At 36.9% G+C, this 20,238-nt stretch carries 20 protein-coding genes; 12 read left to right on the top strand and 8 right to left on the bottom strand.

Translation table 11 applies throughout. The annotated features are described in order from the left end of the window. Positions 1-98: 98 nt before the first annotated feature. The 3 genes from MKY13_RS15535 to MKY13_RS15525 all read right to left on the bottom strand — a co-directional run bounded on the left by MKY13_RS15535 (position 99) and on the right by MKY13_RS15525 (position 3,993). Entirely contained in the window at positions 99-1,271 is a 1,173-nt protein-coding gene (locus MKY13_RS15535) for an endonuclease Q family protein (protein WP_339213697.1), read from the bottom strand. Positions 1,272-1,367: 96 nt separating this feature from the next. After that, a complete protein-coding gene (locus MKY13_RS15530) occupies positions 1,368-1,823 on the bottom strand; it encodes a helix-turn-helix domain-containing protein (protein ID WP_339213695.1) in 456 nt (151 codons plus the stop codon). A gap of 61 nt (positions 1,824-1,884) precedes the next feature. Then, positions 1,885-3,993, bottom strand: coding sequence for a DUF2339 domain-containing protein (locus MKY13_RS15525; protein WP_339213693.1), 2,109 nt, complete (start codon positions 3,991-3,993; stop codon positions 1,885-1,887). 192 nt (positions 3,994-4,185) lie between these two features. Between MKY13_RS15525 and MKY13_RS15520 the strand changes: the two genes are divergently transcribed. After that, entirely contained in the window at positions 4,186-4,359 is a 174-nt protein-coding gene (locus MKY13_RS15520; protein WP_191699771.1) for a Fe3+ hydroxamate ABC transporter substrate-binding protein, read from the top strand. Between the two features lie 47 nt (positions 4,360-4,406). On the opposite strand, the gene MKY13_RS15515 is transcribed toward MKY13_RS15520, so the two are convergent. Further along, positions 4,407-4,691: a DUF4282 domain-containing protein gene (locus tag MKY13_RS15515; protein ID WP_225231200.1), complete on the bottom strand. Its 285-nt coding sequence runs from the start codon at positions 4,689-4,691 to the stop codon at positions 4,407-4,409. A 356-nt stretch (positions 4,692-5,047) separates the two neighbouring features. On the opposite strand from MKY13_RS15515, the gene MKY13_RS15510 reads away from it, so the two are divergent. The 7 genes from MKY13_RS15510 (at position 5,048) to MKY13_RS15480 (ending at position 11,753) form a co-directional block, all read left to right on the top strand. Further along, positions 5,048-6,343 (top strand): transglutaminase domain-containing protein, encoded by a 1,296-nt coding sequence (locus tag MKY13_RS15510; RefSeq protein ID WP_339213691.1) that lies wholly within the window; start codon positions 5,048-5,050, stop codon positions 6,341-6,343. Positions 6,344-6,865: 522 nt separating this feature from the next. Further along, complete coding sequence (locus MKY13_RS15505; RefSeq protein ID WP_191699774.1) at positions 6,866-7,243, top strand: GntR family transcriptional regulator; 378 nt, start codon at positions 6,866-6,868, stop codon at positions 7,241-7,243. Next, the gene (locus tag MKY13_RS15500) at positions 7,236-7,925 is read left to right on the top strand and encodes an ABC transporter ATP-binding protein (protein WP_191699775.1); all 690 of its coding nucleotides are present in this window, start codon (positions 7,236-7,238) and stop codon (positions 7,923-7,925) included. The genes MKY13_RS15505 and MKY13_RS15500 overlap by 8 nt, the downstream gene beginning before the upstream one ends. Further along, positions 7,922-8,746 (top strand): hypothetical protein, encoded by an 825-nt coding sequence (locus MKY13_RS15495; RefSeq protein WP_339213689.1) that lies wholly within the window; start codon positions 7,922-7,924, stop codon positions 8,744-8,746. Before MKY13_RS15500 ends, MKY13_RS15495 begins: the two co-directional genes overlap by 4 nt. 14 nt (positions 8,747-8,760) lie before the next feature. Then, positions 8,761-9,921: a hypothetical protein gene (locus MKY13_RS15490; RefSeq protein WP_339213687.1), complete on the top strand. Its 1,161-nt coding sequence runs from the start codon at positions 8,761-8,763 to the stop codon at positions 9,919-9,921. A gap of 195 nt (positions 9,922-10,116) precedes the next feature. Further along, positions 10,117-11,331 (top strand): chromate transporter, encoded by a 1,215-nt coding sequence (locus MKY13_RS15485; protein ID WP_339213685.1) that lies wholly within the window; start codon positions 10,117-10,119, stop codon positions 11,329-11,331. A 71-nt stretch (positions 11,332-11,402) separates the two neighbouring features. Next, positions 11,403-11,753, top strand: coding sequence for a hypothetical protein (locus MKY13_RS15480; protein ID WP_339213683.1), 351 nt, complete (start codon positions 11,403-11,405; stop codon positions 11,751-11,753). A gap of 65 nt (positions 11,754-11,818) precedes the next feature. Here MKY13_RS15480 and MKY13_RS15475 read toward each other — a convergent pair whose 3' ends face one another. Continuing rightward, positions 11,819-12,352 (bottom strand): hypothetical protein, encoded by a 534-nt coding sequence (locus tag MKY13_RS15475; protein WP_191699779.1) that lies wholly within the window; start codon positions 12,350-12,352, stop codon positions 11,819-11,821. A 415-nt stretch (positions 12,353-12,767) separates the two neighbouring features. Between MKY13_RS15475 and MKY13_RS15470 the strand changes: the two genes are divergently transcribed. The 3 genes from MKY13_RS15470 (at position 12,768) to MKY13_RS15460 (ending at position 15,153) form a co-directional block, all read left to right on the top strand. Continuing rightward, positions 12,768-14,039, top strand: a complete 1,272-nt coding sequence (locus MKY13_RS15470; RefSeq protein WP_339213682.1) for an MFS transporter — start codon at positions 12,768-12,770, stop codon at positions 14,037-14,039. Positions 14,040-14,155: 116 nt separating this feature from the next. Beyond that, a complete protein-coding gene (locus MKY13_RS15465) occupies positions 14,156-14,671 on the top strand; it encodes a hypothetical protein (protein ID WP_339213680.1) in 516 nt (171 codons plus the stop codon). Continuing rightward, positions 14,668-15,153, top strand: a complete 486-nt coding sequence (locus MKY13_RS15460) for a hypothetical protein (protein WP_339213678.1) — start codon at positions 14,668-14,670, stop codon at positions 15,151-15,153. The genes MKY13_RS15465 and MKY13_RS15460 overlap by 4 nt, the downstream gene beginning before the upstream one ends. 332 nt (positions 15,154-15,485) lie before the next feature. Here the strand turns inward: MKY13_RS15460 and MKY13_RS15455 are convergent, their stop codons facing one another. The 3 genes from MKY13_RS15455 to MKY13_RS15445 are packed head-to-tail and all read right to left on the bottom strand — an operon-like array spanning position 15,486 to position 19,007. After that, on the bottom strand, positions 15,486-17,132 hold the full coding sequence (locus tag MKY13_RS15455; RefSeq protein ID WP_339213676.1) for an acyl-CoA dehydrogenase family protein: 1,647 nt from the start codon (positions 17,130-17,132) through the stop codon (positions 15,486-15,488). Beyond that, positions 17,107-18,627: an AMP-binding protein gene (locus MKY13_RS15450; protein WP_339213674.1), complete on the bottom strand. Its 1,521-nt coding sequence runs from the start codon at positions 18,625-18,627 to the stop codon at positions 17,107-17,109. The genes MKY13_RS15455 and MKY13_RS15450 overlap by 26 nt, the downstream gene beginning before the upstream one ends. Continuing rightward, complete coding sequence (locus MKY13_RS15445) at positions 18,624-19,007, bottom strand: MerR family transcriptional regulator (protein WP_191699785.1); 384 nt, start codon at positions 19,005-19,007, stop codon at positions 18,624-18,626. Before MKY13_RS15445 ends, MKY13_RS15450 begins: the two co-directional genes overlap by 4 nt. A gap of 177 nt (positions 19,008-19,184) precedes the next feature. On the opposite strand from MKY13_RS15445, the gene MKY13_RS15440 reads away from it, so the two are divergent. Then, complete coding sequence (locus MKY13_RS15440) at positions 19,185-20,135, top strand: LysR family transcriptional regulator (protein WP_191699786.1); 951 nt, start codon at positions 19,185-19,187, stop codon at positions 20,133-20,135. Positions 20,136-20,238 lie beyond the last annotated feature (103 nt).

Genomic DNA, 20,238 nt, shown 5'->3' with positions numbered 1-20,238 from the left:
AATTAAGATTTCTTTTAGTAAGTATACTATAACTTAGTAGGGTGTACGAAAATAGAGGATTATAACATTTTTTTGTTTTTTATATACTATTTACCTATTTAAAATGAGTCGAGCTTACCATATTGACCTCCACCACCACCAACTATCTTCATTTCCCCACTTTTTGCAATCATAAACCTTTTTGCGAGATTTTCTGGAATTATTTTTTTTATTTCTTCAAATGTGGCGTTATGGAGTATACTCATCTCTGTTCCAAATGCATTTAAAAGCTTTTCAATCGTTTTAGGACCAATGCCCGGAATGAAGTCGAGTGGGATTTGGTGAATGTAAGGCGGTCGTTGTATTTCTTCATACTCAGCATCAGATAATTCCTTGATTCTTTTGGCGACGCCTTTAATAAGCTGTTCTTTTCCGCATTGAGGGCAACGCAAAAAGTCGTCATTTAAAATTTGTTCCCCACAATTGACGCATACGGTTTCATAATATTTACCAAGCAGGGGGTTTAAACCATAATTTGCAGTAATCGTTCTGCCATCTTGTTGATGAAGCACTTTTTTCAGTTCTACAAAATTGGCATCCATCACTTTCATTCTCTGATATTCACGCGCCAGTTTTCCAAGAGAATGTGCATCTGAATTTGTCACAAAACTATAGCGGGCTAACTCTTTAATTCCGCTTACCATTGTCGTATCCGAACTTAACCCCAGTTCAATTGCATCAATTAAGTCAGGGTCGAACACTTCAGTTAAGCTTTTCTTCACACCTTTTCCAAATAGGCTTTTAAATGGAGTAAATACGTGAGCAGGAATAAATAAACCACCAAGTTCATGCACTTTTTGCTGTAGTACACGACCATCACAATACATACGCTGAGAGCTTAAATGAATATTTTTTTGAAGAGGGCGCATCCAGTCTGAAAACTGTTTCATCTTTATAATAGAAGGCATATAGCAAAGCACATGGATTGGTCCGTGGCAATTTGCATCATAAATTTCGATTTCTGACCCTAGAATGAGCGTCGTCTTTTTAAAACGTACACCACCATCCGGTAACTCAATGGCCTTTTGCTCATGAACAAGCTGCTCTATTTCGTCAAGAACTTCAGGTGATTGGCAATCGATAATACCAATCAAATCCAAACCCTTTCTCGATGTAGCGGTTTCTAAAATATTAGTAAGAGTTAAATTATTGCTACCCGTTATTTTTACTGCACGTCCGTTTTGTGTCCGTCCAATATGTATATGCAAATCTGCATAAATTTCCTTCCACATCTTGTCCACTTCCTTTATTCTTGTTTATTAAAAGAATACCCGTAATGGGAAGATTTATAGTAGGGAAGGGAAAAATCGTCTTGGCTTTCAGGAGATTTAAAGGATTTTTTTCATTTCCTTCCATTTTTTCATTGCAGTGTTCTCATCAAACGTGCTTAATACACGATAGTTTTCATCATCCAAAATTCGATAATGAGCGCTTAAATAATTTTGCTGAAGACGATGATTTTTAAATTCATCAATATTTTTCCACCAAATGTAGCCACCCATTGTTTTTTCTTTCGGAGTGATAATAACATCATGTGCCGTAAGCTCGATAACTTCCATCGGGTCACCGCCAATTTTATTTTGTAGTGTAGGGCTGTGGCGAAACAGTGCACAAATGGCAATCGTAGTTGTCCAATTCGCAAGTGTACGGTCTTTTTCAATTTGAACGAGTGTCTTTTTGGAAATACCTAAAATTTCTGCCATCTTATCTTGTGTAAAATTATTTTCTGTTCGGATAAGCTTTAAACTTTCCGAAGTAATTTGCATAATAAATTGTCTATCCATTTTATCACCTCATGTAAGAAAAGCAGCCTTAACAAAATCGCTAAGGCCACCTCCATTAATCTTATCCTTCTTTATCTTTTCCTAACAGTTTATTTGAAATAAAGAGCCCGATTGCTCCAATGGCAATGAATGAAATGGAGCGAATTAAGATGTCGAGTTCAGATAAATCAAAGAAAATCATTTTAATAATGCCGAAAAACAGCAAGCCTATTCCAACAAGCTTCAAGTTTCGGTAACTTCGTTTCGCTGCTAAATAGAGCGACAAGCTAGCGATAACGAAAATTGAAACCGTATTTAAAATAACAGCTGAGTTCCAATTGATGAGATCATGATAGTTCATGAAATGCGTTATATTAAACAGCCATATAATTGAAATAATCATACCGGCAATCGTCAATTGTTCTGTATAGCGGGCTATAAAAGCTTCATAGTTTTTATAAATAATGCCGCGCTTCCATAAATCTGCTACGATTGCCCATAAAACAGCAATATATAAAATACGGACAAGTATCGCGACTACAATCGCTCGTTCATCAACCCATGTATTCACTAGTAATATGAGCCACACAAATCCGTAAATTCCACCGGCAAGGAACGGAAGCAACCGGCCGATAAACGCTCGGTTCACCATAACAATTCCTGCAAAGCCAATCGCAACTACGCTAAACCATAAAAAATTAGTAAATTGCATCGGCATATACGCCCAGTCTAATTTCCAAATGTATAGTAGCCCCGCAGCATAAAGTAGGGGTGGAAATAGATCACGTAATCCTATAATCCATTCTTTATTTTCTACTGGCTCACGGTTAGATCGAAGCAGCATTGCATATAAACCTGCGAGCATAGCGATGACGAGTACCATTGTTACATGTTCCATCGAGAAAAACGGTTGAACGGAATAAAAAGTAAAAACATAAATAGCGAGTATAGAAAACGTAATGCCCTTTACCCATTTCATAAAGATGATGTCATGCTTCACAGCGAGTATTAACCCTGCAAATGAAACAAGTACGAATAAAAGGAACATAACTTCTTGTGAAATATTCAGTTGCGCAATAATGTTTAAAATTGTTAGGACAGATAGTGTTGCAAACATATCAATTAACAGTTTATCTGCACGTTTAAACGCAATGTATAACGAACCGGCTAAAGCTCCCAGCATCAAAATTAGTACAATTAAAAGCTCCATATCTTTATTAATTAGCAATCCATTAATTAGTGATAGGACAATAATGGTAAAGGTAAAGAGCATACTCGCATTGCGTTTGCTTTTGCTCGAATACAAACGTAAATAGCTTACTAAAAAGACACAGTATAACGTGAGAATTGCAAGTGCAAAGAACAAAATCTGTTCATTATGGAATATCGATACAATTGCCAATGCCAATATTGAAAAAGCCATACCAATATAAAGGGCTTTTCGCTGTTTATGTTTCCAAATAACAATCTGTACAGTAGTAAATAGCAATACTATGAAACTACCAATGATAAGCTCACTAAATTCCATATATTCAAGTAAATAAGGAAGCAGCAGCGATGTAAATACAACGAGCGCTGTTAATGCTTCATTGCCTTTTAAATAGCTAATGAATACGCCGTAAATAATGTAAATTAGTGCAAGGACGAGTGCAACGTAAAGGCTCAGTACATCATATATGATTGCTCCTGCAGCCGTAACTAAAATCCCGACGATGAATGCACCGCCGTAAAGAGATAAGGCTACAACCCGTGATCCCTTTTGCTTTTTCTCCATCCAATATGCACATACAGCAAGACCGACAGATAACATAAAGCCAGCAATTATTTTTACACTTTCTGATAAAAAGCCATAATCACTAACAAGCTTTAAGCCCCAAAGGACTCCGAGCACTAAAATAACCATGAAAATTCTAGGGAGTGCACGGGTAAATGTTTCTTCGAGAGATCGTTGTTCCTTTTTAGGCTCTGTCTCCTTAGGCGTTGTTTCTTTAGGTGGGACAGGTTGCTTAATGACAAGTGTATCTTTTGGTTGGGCCTTTACAGCAGGAACGGATGTTGTCATTTTATTTTGTGCGGGTACGACTTTCTCGAACTTCGTATGTTCCTTTAAATGCTGGACCTCAGCTTTTAATGTACGTAACTCCTGTTCAAGTGCACCGATCCGTTCTAACATTTCAGATTCTTTTTCCAAACATCTCACCTCTCTTAATATAATACTCAATTAGTGTAATTTTACACTTTAATTCAGCGTATGTAAATAATTTTCGAAAGATTCAACCTTTTGTATGAATTAAAAAATAAGAACGTAGCCCGATTTCTAGAAACTTTTATGTATCTTATTCGTAACAAAGTAGATGAACAAATATATAGGGAGGAATATTCGGTGTTTGGAGAAAAGCCTAAATGTACTATATGCGGTAAAGAAATTAAAGGTGAGGAGGTAGTTTATATTAAAATGCGCTATCCAAAGCGAAAAGGGATGACAGAAATAAAAGCTTATTTAAATAATGAAGGAAGTTTCATGTGTGAAGACTGCTTTCAACAGAAATCGAATTAAATATTAGGGAAACCCTACTATTGAGTTTCCCATTTTTTAAGATAAGGTTACTTATTTTTAATCTCCACTATGTTTTCGTGAATCTTAAATAATACAATCATTAACTCACAGTAAATCCGAATTATAACTGGCCCCAACACAGTGAATATAAGGCACATTAAAAACGAAATAATATCTCCGCTGAAAAGGGAAAATAAAGCAGATAGTAAACCACCGATAATTGTTAATCCGGCCAAAGCCCAAAAAACATACTTAATAATATCTCCTGCAATCATACGGTTGAAATTTAAAAAATCGTTCAATTTTCCAGTCCTTTCTAAAATAGTTTGCAATTCGGTATTAATAAATACTCAGCATTCCTTAAAACCAGGACGACAGCCAAATCCAATCTTTCGACACCAATCACCAGCCCATTAACAAAAATTCAGGAAATTGTTGCTAATTGTATATCCTATGCAAAAGGATTACGCACATATTATCGAATTTTGAAAGAAAATGGGTTGCAACTGTCATTGCCAACGGAACAACTAGTGACAAAAAAATATATATTAGTAGCGAACTGTATATTAGGGGCTGTAATAAGGAAGTATTAGTTATGTAATGTTAAAAACAATTTAGAACATATAATTATTATTCAAAAAAGTTATTTGGTAGTATTAAATTGAGTATAGATTTCATAGGGGGTTTTATGAGTAATTTAATTATTTTTTCATGCATATTTCTTATTCTATTAACAATTTTTATAAAGACTTTCCGTTCATTTACATCGCAGCTGTACTTGCGCAGTAAAATAAAAAAAGGTCTCCTTCAAAATAAAACAGAGATTCGGCTAGCTAAAGGTGATAAGCAACAATTGTCCGAAGTTTATAAACGCGTTTATAACATTGTTACCCATAGACCAAGTCGTTTGTTTACTTCAAAAAATAGAAGGAAATTCGAGCAAAGGGCAACAAGTGAACTGAATCGAATGGTAAAAAATCCTCTGACAAAACTATTCGCGAGTTTATTAACGTTTTCTAAAGGAATGCTCACATTTATTTTCCTGATAGCAACAACTTTTTTTGGTGTATTGGTAGTAGATGAAGTAAAAGCATCCTCGTTAACATTGCCGACAATTAATAAAGACGTTCAATTAAAATTGAATGTCGATTTGGAAGACAAAATTGATTCAATCGTTTCCAGTTTATTTAATGCAGAAAATAAACTGCAGAGCTTTAACTTTCAGCCATTGGCAAATGATGAGGTCATTCCTGTATATGATGTAAAAGATTATCCGCAGGTCATCACGAATGTGGAAGAATTAGGGCAAGCTATTGCACATCATATGTCCAAATTCGAAAATCAGTTTACCCTGCATTATGAGGGGGATGCATCTGATTTTGAGAACACGGTTGATGAAGTGTATAGGTGGCTACAGGTAAACGAGCCTTATTTATGGGCAGTCATGGGAGATTTCTCAACACGTGCAAGGTCCTTTGGCAATCAAATTGAATGGCAGGCTACGATAAATTATGATTTAACAGCTGAAGAAAATGCGATTGTATTAGGTATGATCGAGCAAATTGTTCAAACTATTCCTGACGATGCATCAGAAGCGGAAAAAGTGAAGTTTGTAAATGACTACTTAGTAGTGCATACAAAATATAATCTGAACAGTAAAGCCAATGCACATACACCATACTCCGTTTTAGTCAATGGGGAAGGCGTATGTGAAGGATACGCACTAGCAGCATTATTAATGTTTGAAGAGCTTGGTATTGAAGCAAAGTACGTTATCGGTGATGCGGGCGGTCCTCATGCCTGGAATCTAGTAAAAGTGGATGGACAGTGGTACCACTTGGATGTTACATGGAATGACCCGGTGCCTGATCAAGGTGATAAAGTTCATTATAACTATTTCTTAATTACTGATGAAAAAATGAAAAAAGACCATCAGTGGATTGAAGCAGATTATCCTAAAACAGCAGTAGAGAATTATCTTTAATATCTTTAATGGCTCATTATCATAAGTGAGGAAGTATAATGGCGGCTTATCCTTTGCTCTGCGTCACTCTGCTTTGGCATAAAGTTAATTTCTGCGCAAAAATGAAGAGATAAAACATAGCAATTTCGCTCTCCACCGCCTCGCGATAGCGCAAGCGGCTTGATTGGGTGTTGTTGACTTCACTTTATAACGAGGGCAAAATTTTGGGATTGGTGGGCCTCCCAAACGGCAATAAAGGCAGTGTTAAAGACACGTATCACGTGGCTTTAGCGCTGTCTTGCCGTAGCCCACCAATCAATCAAAAGCAACCCTATGTTATGGTGATAAACCACTTTATTTCCAAAAAAATAAAAAAAATGTTGACAAAAGAAATGTATTAACCGCATAATACACTTTAAGGAGTGTATGAAGTGCTTAATACATTTTTTTGTGTATACTGTATTAAAGGGTTAGTACAGGTGAGAACGCATTTTTTTAGATATAGTGTACTAGGTCATTAATACACGAAGGGAGCTGACAACAATGGATGTAAAATTTAATAATCGTGATCCTGTTTATGTGCAAGTGATTCGCCATTTTAAGGAACAAATTGCAAAAGGTTTCTTTGCGCCTGGACATGTGATTCCATCACGGCGGGAGCTGGCCAATCAGCTCAAGATTAATCCAAATACGGTGCAACGTGCCTATAAGGAAATGGAGGAGCAAAAATTGATTTATACAGAGGGAAATATGCCAAGTTGTATTACGAAGGACGAAGCAGTATTAAAAAGCGTTCGTGAAGAGCTGATTACTGAAGCGGTGCAGGTGTTCATAAGTTCTATTAAATCAATCAATGCACCACTTCCGGAAATTATGGAGCTCGTGCAAAAAAAGTATGAGGAGGCTGAGCAGCGTGATTGAAGTAAAAAATGTCTTTAAAAAATACAGGAAAAAACAAGTATTAAAAGATATGAGCTTCACAGCGGAAAAAGGGCAAATTACGTGTTTAATCGGTATAAATGGTGCTGGGAAAACAACAATCATGAAATCGATTATGGCGCTAACACCAATAGACCGCGGTGAAATATTAATCGATGGTAAAAAGATTAATAAGGATGCGTACGAAAAAATTACGTACATTCCGGATCGACTTACAATGCTGCCGAACTATACGATTGCAGAAAGCTTTGAGTTTATGGCGGACTTTTATAAAACATGGAATGAACAGCGTGCAACAGAACTACTTACTTTTTTCAAACTAGACCTTCAAGATAAACTTTCAGGCTTATCAAAGGGGAATGCGGCAAAGGTCAATCTACTGCTTGGCTTAGCATTAGATGTGGACTACATATTAATGGATGAGCCTTTTTCCGGTATCGATATCTTCTCACGTGAGCAAATTGCGAATGTCTTTACTAGTCACTTAATTGAAAATCGCGGTGTTATTATTACGACACATGAAATCAATGATATTGAGCACTTAATAGATAAAGCTGTGCTTATCGGCGATGGTAGAGTACTAAGAGAAATGAATGTAGAAGAGATCCGTGAAATAGAAGGTAAATCCGTAGTAGATGTGATGCGGGAGGTGTATGTAGGATGAACGAATATTTAAAGCTAGTCAATTTTGAGATAAAGCGATTTAGTAAACTCTTTCTAACACTCATAGTTATGGTAATTGTTGCTCAAGTTATAGGGGCATTTCTGACATCGTTTAGTTATATGAACAGAGTAGAAACAACGATGGCGCAGAAGCTACTAGGTGAAAGTCAATACGTACATGAGTATGGGGCGTATAATCTCCAAGAATTTTTATTTTCGGGGTATTTTATACTTTCAATTATGTTCGCAGCATCAATTTTAATCATATACGTATTTTTCATTTGGTATCGTGATTGGCTTGGAAAGTCGTCATTTATTTATCGATTATTAATGCTGCCAACTGCACGAAGAAACATTTATTTTGCCAAGCTGACTACGATTTTGCTGTTCGTACTTTGTTTAGTAGGAATACAAATTGCTTTATTAGAAGTGGTGCAACTGATTATTCATGGCATTATACCAGATCAGCTGCGTGCTGATTCAAGTAAAGCTTATATTTATTCATTCGATATATTATCGTTCTTATATCCAAAGACTCCTTTACTGTTTGCCCTTCTTTATGGACTTGGAGCAACAGTAGTAGCTGTCGTGTTTACAGCGATTTTATTTGAACGAAGCTACCATTTGAAAGGTATTTTCCTAGGAGTCATTTATCTGGTCGTTTCAATCATTGTTATGGCAATCCCAGTAATTATCCAGGATATTACAGGTTATTTATACTTGAACGAAATTATTGGACTGACTGCTGTAACGAGTATTTTAACACTTGGGGTGGCTCTTTATTTAGCAGACTATTTATTAAAACGAAAGATTAATGTGTAGGGGAGGGGAAGCAGATGAAAAAATACTGGCAGCTTCTTTTAATTGTCGGAGTTATTGTAGTCACGGTAAGTATCCATTATATCCAAGTCGCCAATGCTAAAAATTATCATATTACATTTGATAAAATTTCTGGGGACGAAAAATATGTAGACTCACTATTAATAGAAGGAAATATAGATGAGGGAATGACATATAATTCGGTTATTATTGGAAAAGATAAAACAACATTAGTAGACGATTTCAAATATCAAGAAGCACCACTTTTATTCCGCGATTTAATCGAGCAGAATAAAAACTTTATGCGTGGAAAAGGATTTAGTGCCACTAATTACTTTGAGGATGAAACGAAGCTTGTTTACGTAGAAGAGCCAAATGAAACCTGGAAATTAAATGAAGGCGACTCCTACAGCTACCGATTCGATTTATTGGATAAAGTAAAAAACGATCGGATTACATTTGACATACAATCCAAATTAAATAAGAAAGTTAACTGGCTTACGGTTCATAATATAACTGTTGTAAATAATGAGGTGAAGTTGTTAGTCAGACATTACCTTAACAATGGTGATGAAGAATTTTACATTGTTATCATTGATTTAGATAAACAACAGTTAGTAAGCGAGACTTCCATTGAGACTGTTACAAATGATGAAGCGATGTATACTAATCTTGAAATTTATAATCAGTATCATAATCTAGGTTATGAAAAATATCTTATCTATTCAACGACATTATATAATGCTGAGCATGAAGTACGTAATATCATTTCACGTCAGTTTAAAGTAGTAAATATGGAAACAAATGAAATAACGCCACTCGAATTACCGGACGGTTTAGAAATCGATATACAAAGTGGTACGGTAGATAATAACTATTTCGTTGCAGCTCGCATGACGGATACCGACACTTGGATTTACCGTTATAATATCGGACAACAAAGATGGCTTGAACCGATAACAGTTCCACACCCTGAAAAATTCGTGAATAAGGAAATGAATAATACGTATGGCTACAACGGTAAATTCTACGTATTAAACGAAATGGAAAAAGATTTCGTACTCCAAATATTCGATATTGAAAAGGGTACTACTTTATATGAAGGTATTCTTTCAAAGAAAGATGCCAAGCAAAAATATTATATATGGGCTAATCGATTCTTGGAACAAACGGAATAACTTACAAACGAATATAAGCAATGCAACTCTTAATATTTGGCTACCAACCTATAAATATTGAGCTCGCATGGAATACCCACTATTTATCTGTAAAGAGAATAGTGGGTTTTTCTTTTTATTTAAGTTTTGTAAAGTTTCGTAAATTTATTACTTGAAAAGAGGGATGTTTGCTACGATTATGATATTCAAAGGGTAATGGAAGGAGATAAAATGAAGTCACTGGATCCGAATAAAAAAGGGTTATTTAAAACGTTAATAGAGATTTTTTTCGTATCGACTAAATTGGGCTTTACCTCATTTGGAGGGCCAATTGCTCATTTAGGCTACTTTCATGAAGAGTATGTCCGGAAAAGAAAGTGGATGGACGACAAAAGTTATGCAGACTTAGTGGCATTGTGTCAATTTTTACCTGGCCCTGCTAGTAGTCAGGTAGGGATAGGGATTGGTGTGGTACGTGCTGGAGCAATAGGAGGCATTGTATCATTTATAGGTTTTACATTACCATCTGTAGTAGCACTTATTATATTTGCATTAGTCGTTCAAGGTTTGGATTTGAGTCAGGCAGGTTGGATTTATGGATTGAAGATCGTAGCAGTGGCAGTGGTAGCACACGCAATATTAGGAATGGCACAAAATTTAACACCGGATAGACAAAGAAAAACGATAGCCCTCTTTGCTGTAATAGTCACATTAATATGGCAAACCGCCTATTCGCAATTAGGAGTAATACTTTTAGGTGCGTTCATTGGATTTCTACTATACAAAAGAGAGAAAGCTGACGTGGAAGGAATGTCGCCCTTTCCATTAAGCAGGCGCTTTGCAATAGGCTGTTTAGTATTATTTTTCGGCTTACTTTTCCTCCTTCCTATTTTAAGAGAACTGACTTCCATTCAATGGATTGCCCTATTCGACAGCTTTTATCGTTCAGGTGCACTCGTGTTTGGAGGAGGTCATGTCGTGTTACCGTTACTTGAAAGGGAATTTGTACCGACTGGCTGGTTGAGTGAAGAGGCGTTTTTAGCAGGTTATGGGGCTACACAAGCTGTTCCAGGTCCACTATTCACATTCGCAGCATACATAGGTGCCGTAATGAATGGCTGGATTGGCGGCTTATTGGCAACTGTGGCCATATTTTTACCGGCTTTTTTATTAGTATTTGGAACATTGCCATTTTGGGATGGCTTACGACGCAATTCAAAAGTAAAAGGTGCACTTATGGGTGTGAACGCAGCTGTTGTAGGTATATTAATTTCAGCATTTTATACCCCTATATGGACGAGCTCAATTTTGACTCCAATGGACTTTGCATTTGCAGCCACTTTGTTCAGTATGCTCGCATTCTGGAAGTTATCTCCTATGGTCGTTGTAGTGACAGGGATAATCGGCGGTATGCTTATGACAATGGTATAAATCATCTTTTCTAAATGAAATATGTTACAGTAGACATACTAACCGTAAACATAGCGGATTTGGAGGATTATATGACAAATACAGTAGATGAACTAATGGAGTCCCTTGTGGCTGCAACCGTTAATAACGAAGTGAAGTGGAGCAAAGGAACTGACGAACTTGAATCAGTTTTAGAGGAAGTGTATGGCAACACGGATAAGCTTTATTTCTTTTTTGATGAAGAAGAAGGCTCGAATATCGTCATTGCTACTTATAAGTACTACGAAGGCGAAGTAGAAGCGGACGAGTTTTTAAAAGACGGCATAAGCCTTTTTGTGATTGATGCAGATGATTCGGAAATTTTAAATGAAGTAACGGATGAAGATGCAGATGATGCACAACTATTTACAACATTGATCGAAGCAATTCAAGAAGAGAAATAGAAAAGAATATGTACACGGGGGCATTCATATTTGAGGTATGAATGCCCCAAGTTACATAGGCTTAATTATACAAGTTCAAACTTTATACCTTCTGGATATATACCAATATAATTGCCTTCTTTGTTTTCATAGGCGATTTCCGCCCCTTCAATTACTTGGTTTTTTGATAATTCTTCCAATACAGTATTTAATGCCAGATCCAAATCTATAACAAGACAAAAAGTAGTCCCAGCACCATCTCCAACTTCTGAGCCATAAAGCTTTCCATTTCCAGTCAAATATAAAACTTCGTCCAGTAAGTCTTCTACCCATAAAGTTTTTTTCTCTGCTGCTTCAAATTGTGACTCATCCTCATAACGGTATTGAACAACCATTTTTGTATAGGACTCTTCTTTTACATATTCATAACCTTGATTTATCTTTTCTTTTGCCAATTTCTTCATCGTTCCTTTAGAGCTTTCAAAAAATCCTAACGAAACCGTTTCTTTTGTGCCAGGAACCCCTAATTTGCCGGATATTATATGTAGCTGTTTCTTCTCGTTCCATATTTGCCAATGAAATGTGTCACTGCCTGTTGTATTAATTAAACGAAGTACCATGCTAAAAACCCCCTAAAAATTTTGTAGAACCAATACCTTATTTCTATTCAACTACTAATTAATGATGCACTATCGAAGAGAAAAAATTAATTTTCAATCAAATTATCTAGTGCAGAACTATCCGAAAACCTTACCCGATTTTTAAGAAGTAAAAACCTTTAATGTAAAAAAAAATATTTTGCGTGTAGGCGATAAGGAACGCCGTTTATAGTGTAGACTTAAATAGGGAAAAGTTGCTAAATATTAAAGGTATTACTAAAATAGAAGTAAGAAGAGTCTATTAGAAAAAAGGTTGTTATAAAAAAATAATAATATAAACAGTGGTGTTTCTTGAATTCCGGAATACCGCTGTTTTATTTCTATTTACCTGAACACAGCAATATTCTAAAGAAAAATGAAAGAATAGGAATAGTCTATGAAAAAAACACAAAATCCCTCAATAGAGCGCTATGTTCAATCAGAGGAAGAACAACAAAAGCTTTATAAAAGAACGTTGTGGGTTGTTATTTTGTCGCAAACATTTGGCGGAGCAGGACTGGCTGCCGGAATTACGGTCGGGGCGTTAATCGCTCGGCAAATGCTTGGTTCCGAGAGCTTTACAGGTTTGCCGACTGCATTATTCACACTTGGCTCTGCATTATCCGCATTTTTAGTCGGCCGTTTTTCACAGCGTTTTGGGCGAAGATACGGGCTGTCATTCGGATTTATCACAGGGGGAATTGGAGCGCTCGGGGTCATAGCTGCTACGACGATGGAAAATATCCTTCTGCTATTTTTGGCTTTGTTCATTTATGGAGCAGGTACCTCAACGAACTTACAGGCACGCTATGCCGGAACAGATTTGGCTAAGCCAAAACAGCGTGCAACAGCAATTAGTATGGCAATGGTCGCGACGACAATTGGAGCGGTTGCAGGTCCCAATTTAGTTACGCCCACCGGTCATCTTGCTGAGGCAATTGGTTTACCAACTTTAACTGGACCATTTTTACTGGCAGCTGTTGCTTATTTAATGGCTGGCTTTATATTTTTCTTCTTATTGAAACCGGATCCTTTACTTGTGGCAGTTGCTATTGCAGAAAAACAAAACGAAGAGCAAGTTTCTACAGGTGGGGTAAATCAACAATCTACAGTTGATCGTTTAGGAGTTGGAGTCGGTGCGATTGTCCTTGTGATGTCGCATGTTGTGATGGTTGCAATTATGACGATGACACCGATTCATATGGAGCGGGCAGGAAGTGGACTGTCACTTATTGGACTGGTGATTAGTATGCATGTGGCCGCGATGTATTTACCTTCTCTTGTAACGGGGATTTTGGTCGATAAAGTGGGGCGGTCATGGATGGTTGTTGCCTCGGGTGTCACATTATCATTTGCTGGCTTTATAGCAGCGTATTCGCCAGGGGATAGGATGTGGTCGGTAGCACTTGCACTCATTTTACTTGGTCTTGGCTGGAACTTTGGACTCATTAGTGGAACAGCTATGATTATTGATGCTACAACGATTCAAAACCGTGCGAAAATCCAAGGCTCAGTTGATGTTTCAGTTGCACTTGCCGGCTCTGCAGGTGGCCTGCTTTCAGGTATTATCGTGGCCAACTCAAGCTATGCATTCCTCAGCTTTATCGGTGCGTACATGGCAATATTATTTATTCCGCTTATGATTTGGGTACGTTATAGGAAGAAATAAGGGTGTAAAAGAATTTACTAAAATAAAAAAAGTTCTAATAAATTGACCGCACTTGTATCAAGTGCGGTCAAAATTTGCTGAGCTCAGTGCTTACTATAGAAAGTTAGAGGTGACTTATGAAAAAAATATTGTTAGCGCTATTGTTTGTGCTCATTGTTGGGTGCTCCCAAAAAGAGCTGACATTGGATGATGAATTGCTATTTGAATTACAGGATGTAAATGATGAGGAGTTCCAGTTGTTAAGAGCAAAAACGAGTAATTTTACAGAAGAAGAAATAAAACAAAATTATGCAACGATTGTATTTGATTATCGCGTACGGAATGGCAAAAAATTTGATAATCTAACCGTTCAGTATAAAAACGGTTTCGGTAATTTAATGGAGCAAGTTAAATATGAGGACGGACTCAAATTTATGAATGGTGATGGGAGAACAACCAATTATAGAAATGGAAGTTTTGAACGTAATACAGACCGCTTAGTTTTTTACGTAAAGGATTTTACAGATGAGCAATTACAGGCTATTTTTAATGAATTTATGTTAGAGGTTAGCTGGGAAAATGATGATGGACAATGGGAAAACAAAACTATTCCAGTCGGTGAGACCTTTTTGGATAAGAGAGGAAGTAAATGATGACACAATATACAGCGTTAGTATCGGATGAGGAATTACATGAGGTTGATTTTAGAGGATTTTGCTTAACAACAGTGCGGGAAATGAAAAAGCTGTATCCATTAAGTGAAGGATTCCCGGAACAACCATGGCATTCATTTGATGATGATGTGGAAATTTTAAATACACCGGATGAAAAGGCAATGGAGAAGCTACGTATATCTAAATGGTTGAACCCGCCATATGATTTAGAAGATTATAGTGATAAAGCTTTTATTTATTCCGTTGAAGGTAGATGGAATGATTTATTTCTAGAGTCTCTGCAAAAATATATAAAAGAGCATATCACGCCAGATCAAAACGTCGATTTAATCCGCTTTTGGGCAGGACATGCTGAAGATTACCAACTATTGAATGAGTCTACGCTAGAGATTGATGAGATAGAACAATCAGATTTGGCACTAATCGGTAAGCAACTATATATTCGTGTGAAACTTGTATAATTGATTCGAACTTTCTTTAAATAATAAACCGTATTGGATGTTTGCAAAACGTCTTCCCCCGTCAACAAGTTTTATAAATGTCAAAGAAATCAAATTGATGAATCAGCAAAAGAAGACGGTGTATCCCTTCAGGAAATTTATTATGACAGAACTGAAAGTCAGAAATTATTTGGTGAAAAACTATTCGAGTTTATTTTCACCACTAAGAGTTAAAACTTCATTACCCAAATCTTAAAAAGCCTATCATTCCTAAATCAATTGAATGCTTTCTACATTCATTAATAGGGGGATGGTAGGCAATTTTTTTAAAAATTTTTTTATACTTGACGACTCTACAATAATGTAAACTCCTTAACTGCTAACGGTATTTCACCAAATGGTCTCTGGTCAAATTGCTCTTCAATATAAATTTCTGCAAGCACGCGCTCACGTTCTCCTGTAACTTTGCCATGTTGTACTGATATGACGGCCTCATATAGACGAGCTAGCTGTTGCATAAGTGGTTTAGCTTCAAGTGTTTGTTTTGCTTGATTAAGCGTGACGAATGTTTCGAAACGTTTTTCGAGTGCAGATGCAAGCTGTTGTAAATATGGATGGTCCGTTTGCTGTAATTCCTTCAGCAGAGCAGAATGGGCATTTTTTTGGACGAGACGGATTAGCTCATGTGCTAAAATATTTGCTGTGCCTTCCCACACCGTTAATACTTGGGCATCGCGAAGTAAGCGAGGGAGCACAAAGTCCTCAATATAACCGTTGCCACCATGGAGCTCAATTGCTTCATGAGTAAATTCAATTGCCCACTCTGCTGTTTCCTTTTTCACCAACGCTATTAAAAGTCGGACGATTTGTTGTTCATCCTCTGATGCTTTGGAATTTACCACCTTATCATAACGAGATATTAAATCGAATAACGCTACTAAAGAGGCGTGCCACTTTGCGTGTAATGCCCCTAAAGAATGTTTCACCATTGGAAATTCAGCAACCGTCTGACCAAAGGCAATACGTCCGTTTGTATAGTGAATCGCTTCATCCAATGCGCGTTTCATAATGCCAACAGAAGCGGCTGCATTACAAATTCTAGATAGATTAAGCGCCTCCAGCATGTAGTAGATACCTTTAGATGCGTCTCCCACAACATATGCTTTTGCCCCGTTAAATTCAACTTCCCCGGAAGGTACTGCCTTTACGCCAAGTTTATCTTTTAAGCGTCGAATAGTAATCTGATTGAGCTTGCCTTCTTCATCATGCCAAGGAACGGCAAATAAAGTTAACCCTTTAGAACCGGCTTGTGTATTGTTCGTTTGACGTGCAAGTACCATTGCAACGCCGCACATACCGGCATTCGAAGCAAAATATTTTTCTCCATGTAAACGCCATTCACCTTGTTCAAACCGTGCTTCAACAATATTTGCACCGACATCTGACCCGCCTTGACGTTCCGTTAAAAATGTTGCCCCTTCGAATAATTCCGTATCACCTGTCGCACAAATGTGAGGCATAAACTTTTGTTTTAATTCATCGGAAGCATAATGTTCAAATAAATAAGCGGTTGCCATTGATAATGTTACAGGGCAATAAAAGCCGGGTTCTGTTTGCGATAGTAAATACCCCTGTGCGAAGCTATATACATAATTACCTCTATGTCCTAATTCAGGAATATCTTTATGAACATAGCCGACAATGCCAGTCGCGTATGTTTCTGCAACAGTTTGCTTGTAACCTTCATTAACAATGACTTCGCTTACTTCATCACCGTATGCATTATATCGGCGTAACTTAGGCTCGCCTTCTCGATCTGTCACTTTTGCACGTGCATCGATTGGTCCTGCACAAAGCGCTCCGAATGCTGTGAGCTGCTCATTTGCATACTTATAAAATTTAGGAGCGAGCTTTTGCTGTAACAGTTGCTGCAATGTTTTGTCTGCTTTATAAAAGTTATTATTTTTCTCTAGTTTATTTGCTAAAACTTGTACTGGCATTTGCTTCACCTCGTAGCTGTTGCTTTAATATTTTTCCGGATGCATTGCGAGGAAGTGCTTCCACTTGCTCAAAAATTTTCGGTACTTTATATGAAGATAGTTTCCCGCTAAGGAACTCTTTAATATCTTGTTCAGAAACAGGGGCTTTTGCAGAATATACAGTTTTCACCGTTTCACCCCATTCTGGATGGGGAACACCAAATACCGCTACTTCAAAAATATCCACATGCTGAAGCATTTGATCTTCAATTTCTTTCGGATAAATATTAACGCCGCCGGAAATAATAACATCCTTTTTACGGTCGACAATGTAAATATAGCCTTCCTCATCTATACAAGCTAAGTCACCTGAACGCACCCAGCCATCAACGAGTATATTTTCCGTTTCCTCTGGATTTTTATAGTATTCTTTCATATTACCTTCACCGTATAAAATAATTTCGCCAATTTCACCTGGTGTAACATCTTCATTTATTTGATTGATTACACGTAGCTCTGTTCCAAATGGTGCACGCTTCCCAATGCTGCCGGCTTTTTGTGGATGATCAGCTGCATGTAAGATTGAACCACTTGGACCTGCTTCTGTTAAACCATAAACACATACTAAATTATCCGTATTAAACTGCTTTTGAATATATAGGACTTCTTTTTCAGATAGTGGTGCACCGCCATATACCCACCATTCCATTGATGAAAGGTCTGCACTTTCAATGCGAGGTGAGCTCGCCGTTAACAGATAAGCAACAGGTGCGCCGAAGAAATGTGTCGTTTTGTATGTTTGCACGGTGTCTATCAATAAATCTGGTGTAAAGGTTGGTGTTAATACAGCAGTTGCACCTACTAATATAGAAGTTACTAAAAATAGATTTAATGGTGCAGAATGTGTTAACGGCATCATAATGAGTAAACGGCTTTCAGGCTTTACTTCCATTTCAATAGCAATCATATGTGATACAGCAAGCACATTACGATTTGTCAGCAGGACCCCTTTTGGATTGCCTGTTGTTCCTGATGTATACAGTAAAGTAGATTCATCATCTTCAAGTAAATCGCACACAACAGCTTCATAATTCCCAGACTGTTGAAATTGCTCAAAGCTTTGCCAATGAAGTGATGAACCGCCTGTTTTAACTTTTAAGCCATTAAATGAAATTGTGGAAGCTTGTTCAAAAATAAGCTCATGTGCAAAGATTGCCTTTGCATCGCTATGGTTCAATACATATTCGATTTCCCGCGCAACAAATTTGGCATTAATCGGTACAACAACTCCACCAACACGTTGAATTGCAAAGTAAAGAACGACGAACTCTTTTAAATTGGGCATGAAAATCCCGACTTTATCGCCCTTTTCTATACCATTTGAACGTAAGGCTTTAGCCGTATTGTTCACTTGTTCGTCCAATTGTTTATACGTAGTTTCCTGTCCTAAACTTATTACAGCCACCTTATTTGGATATTTTCTTGCATGACGAGCTAATAAATTTGAAATATTCATGATTGTTCCTCCAATAATTGAGTTAGTTTTTCACGAAAAATAGCTTCCGTCTTTTCAATATCTTGACGGATTTCATACAACTCTTGAATCTTTTCATCTATTTCTTTTAACTTTTGCTGCCCGTATTCAATTGTCCGTTCCAGCTGTTTCACTCCAGTACGATCAAGATTAAAAAGTAAAATCATTTCCTTAATTTCTTCCATGGAAAAACCGTACTTTTTTCCTCTAACGATGAGCTTAATTTTTGCCTCCTCCCGTTTAGAATAATGGCGCATCCCGTTATCACGTCGTGTTGGTTTCAAAATACCCAGTTCTTCATAGTAGCGTAAAGTTCTCGTTGTAAGTGCATATTCTTTGGCAATTACTTTAATCGACTTCACGGAAGACACCCCCATTGGCAAAAGTATATCATTTACGTTAACGTCAATTTAAAGAGAAATAAAGCGCGAAGGAGAAAATATAGTCATTTTATTTTGATTTCTAAAAGAAAGTTTAAAACCCCCTTAAAAACAAGTACAATATTAATAGACGAAATAAACTGAAAATGAGGGGTCGAGATGGAGTTTAGGCAATTAGAATATTTTATGATGCTTTGTAAAGAACTTCATTTTACGAGGGCGGCAGAGAAGCTTCATATTTCACAGCCAACGCTAAGCCATCAAATAAAAGTTTTGGAGAATGAAGTGGGGGCTTTGTTGTTTGACCGTATTGGAAAGAAGATATCTCTTACGGAGGCAGGGGAAATATTATTTAACCAAAGCGCATTCATTTTTAATTCAATTGATAATGCAAAACTTCAGATTAATGAACTGGAATTGCTGGAGCGAGGGACATTAAAGATTGGTGCATTGCCTGGAGAGCTAACGAATATTGTATCGGAAAGCTTAATTCAATACTCATTTGAATATCCTCAAATAAAATTATCTGTACTTAGTTCGGACGATTTATATTCACTGCTAAGGGACAATCAAATTGACTTCGCTTTTTCATTTTCTCAAAACTATCTCCCTTCAGCAGAAGACCAATTTATCGAAATTCCATTGTACATTGAAGAATTTTTGTTCGTTGCAGATCGCGAACATCCATTAATGGCCGAAGAGGAGCTGAGCCTCTCACAATTAATGGATGTACCATTAATATTATTCTCAAATTTGCATCTGTGTCGAAAAATTTTGGATGGCATTATAAAACAAGAGCATATCTCATTAAATACTGTTTTTGAGACTTCCAGTATTAATACGATTTTTAATTTTGTAAGTAGGGGGATGGGCGGTACAATCATTGCAAAGTCACTCTTTCAAATGCAAGACAACGAAAAATTAATGGCACGTCCGATTACTAATGAAGGATTAAAGCGGGAAGCAGCTATTATATACCGGAAAGATAAATTTATGAATAAGGCTGTTCGTTATTATATTCCAATTATAATCGATTACTTAGAACAACTGCACATTCCATTATCTGAGCAAACGAAAGACCAACTTTATACCGTGTCCGCAGGGAAATAAAAACGATTTTGCTACTGTAAGCGAAATCGTTTTTATTATTTATATATAATTATTAAGCAGGAAATAGACTTTAAGTATTAATTTCTGTTGACAATGATTATCA

This window comes from Solibacillus sp. FSL W8-0372, assembly GCF_037969735.1.
Taxonomy (GTDB): Bacteria; Bacillota; Bacilli; order Bacillales_A; family Planococcaceae; genus Solibacillus; species Solibacillus faecavium.
Note: the sequence above shows the minus strand (reverse complement) of the source record. Positions and strands in the feature narration are given on the sequence as shown.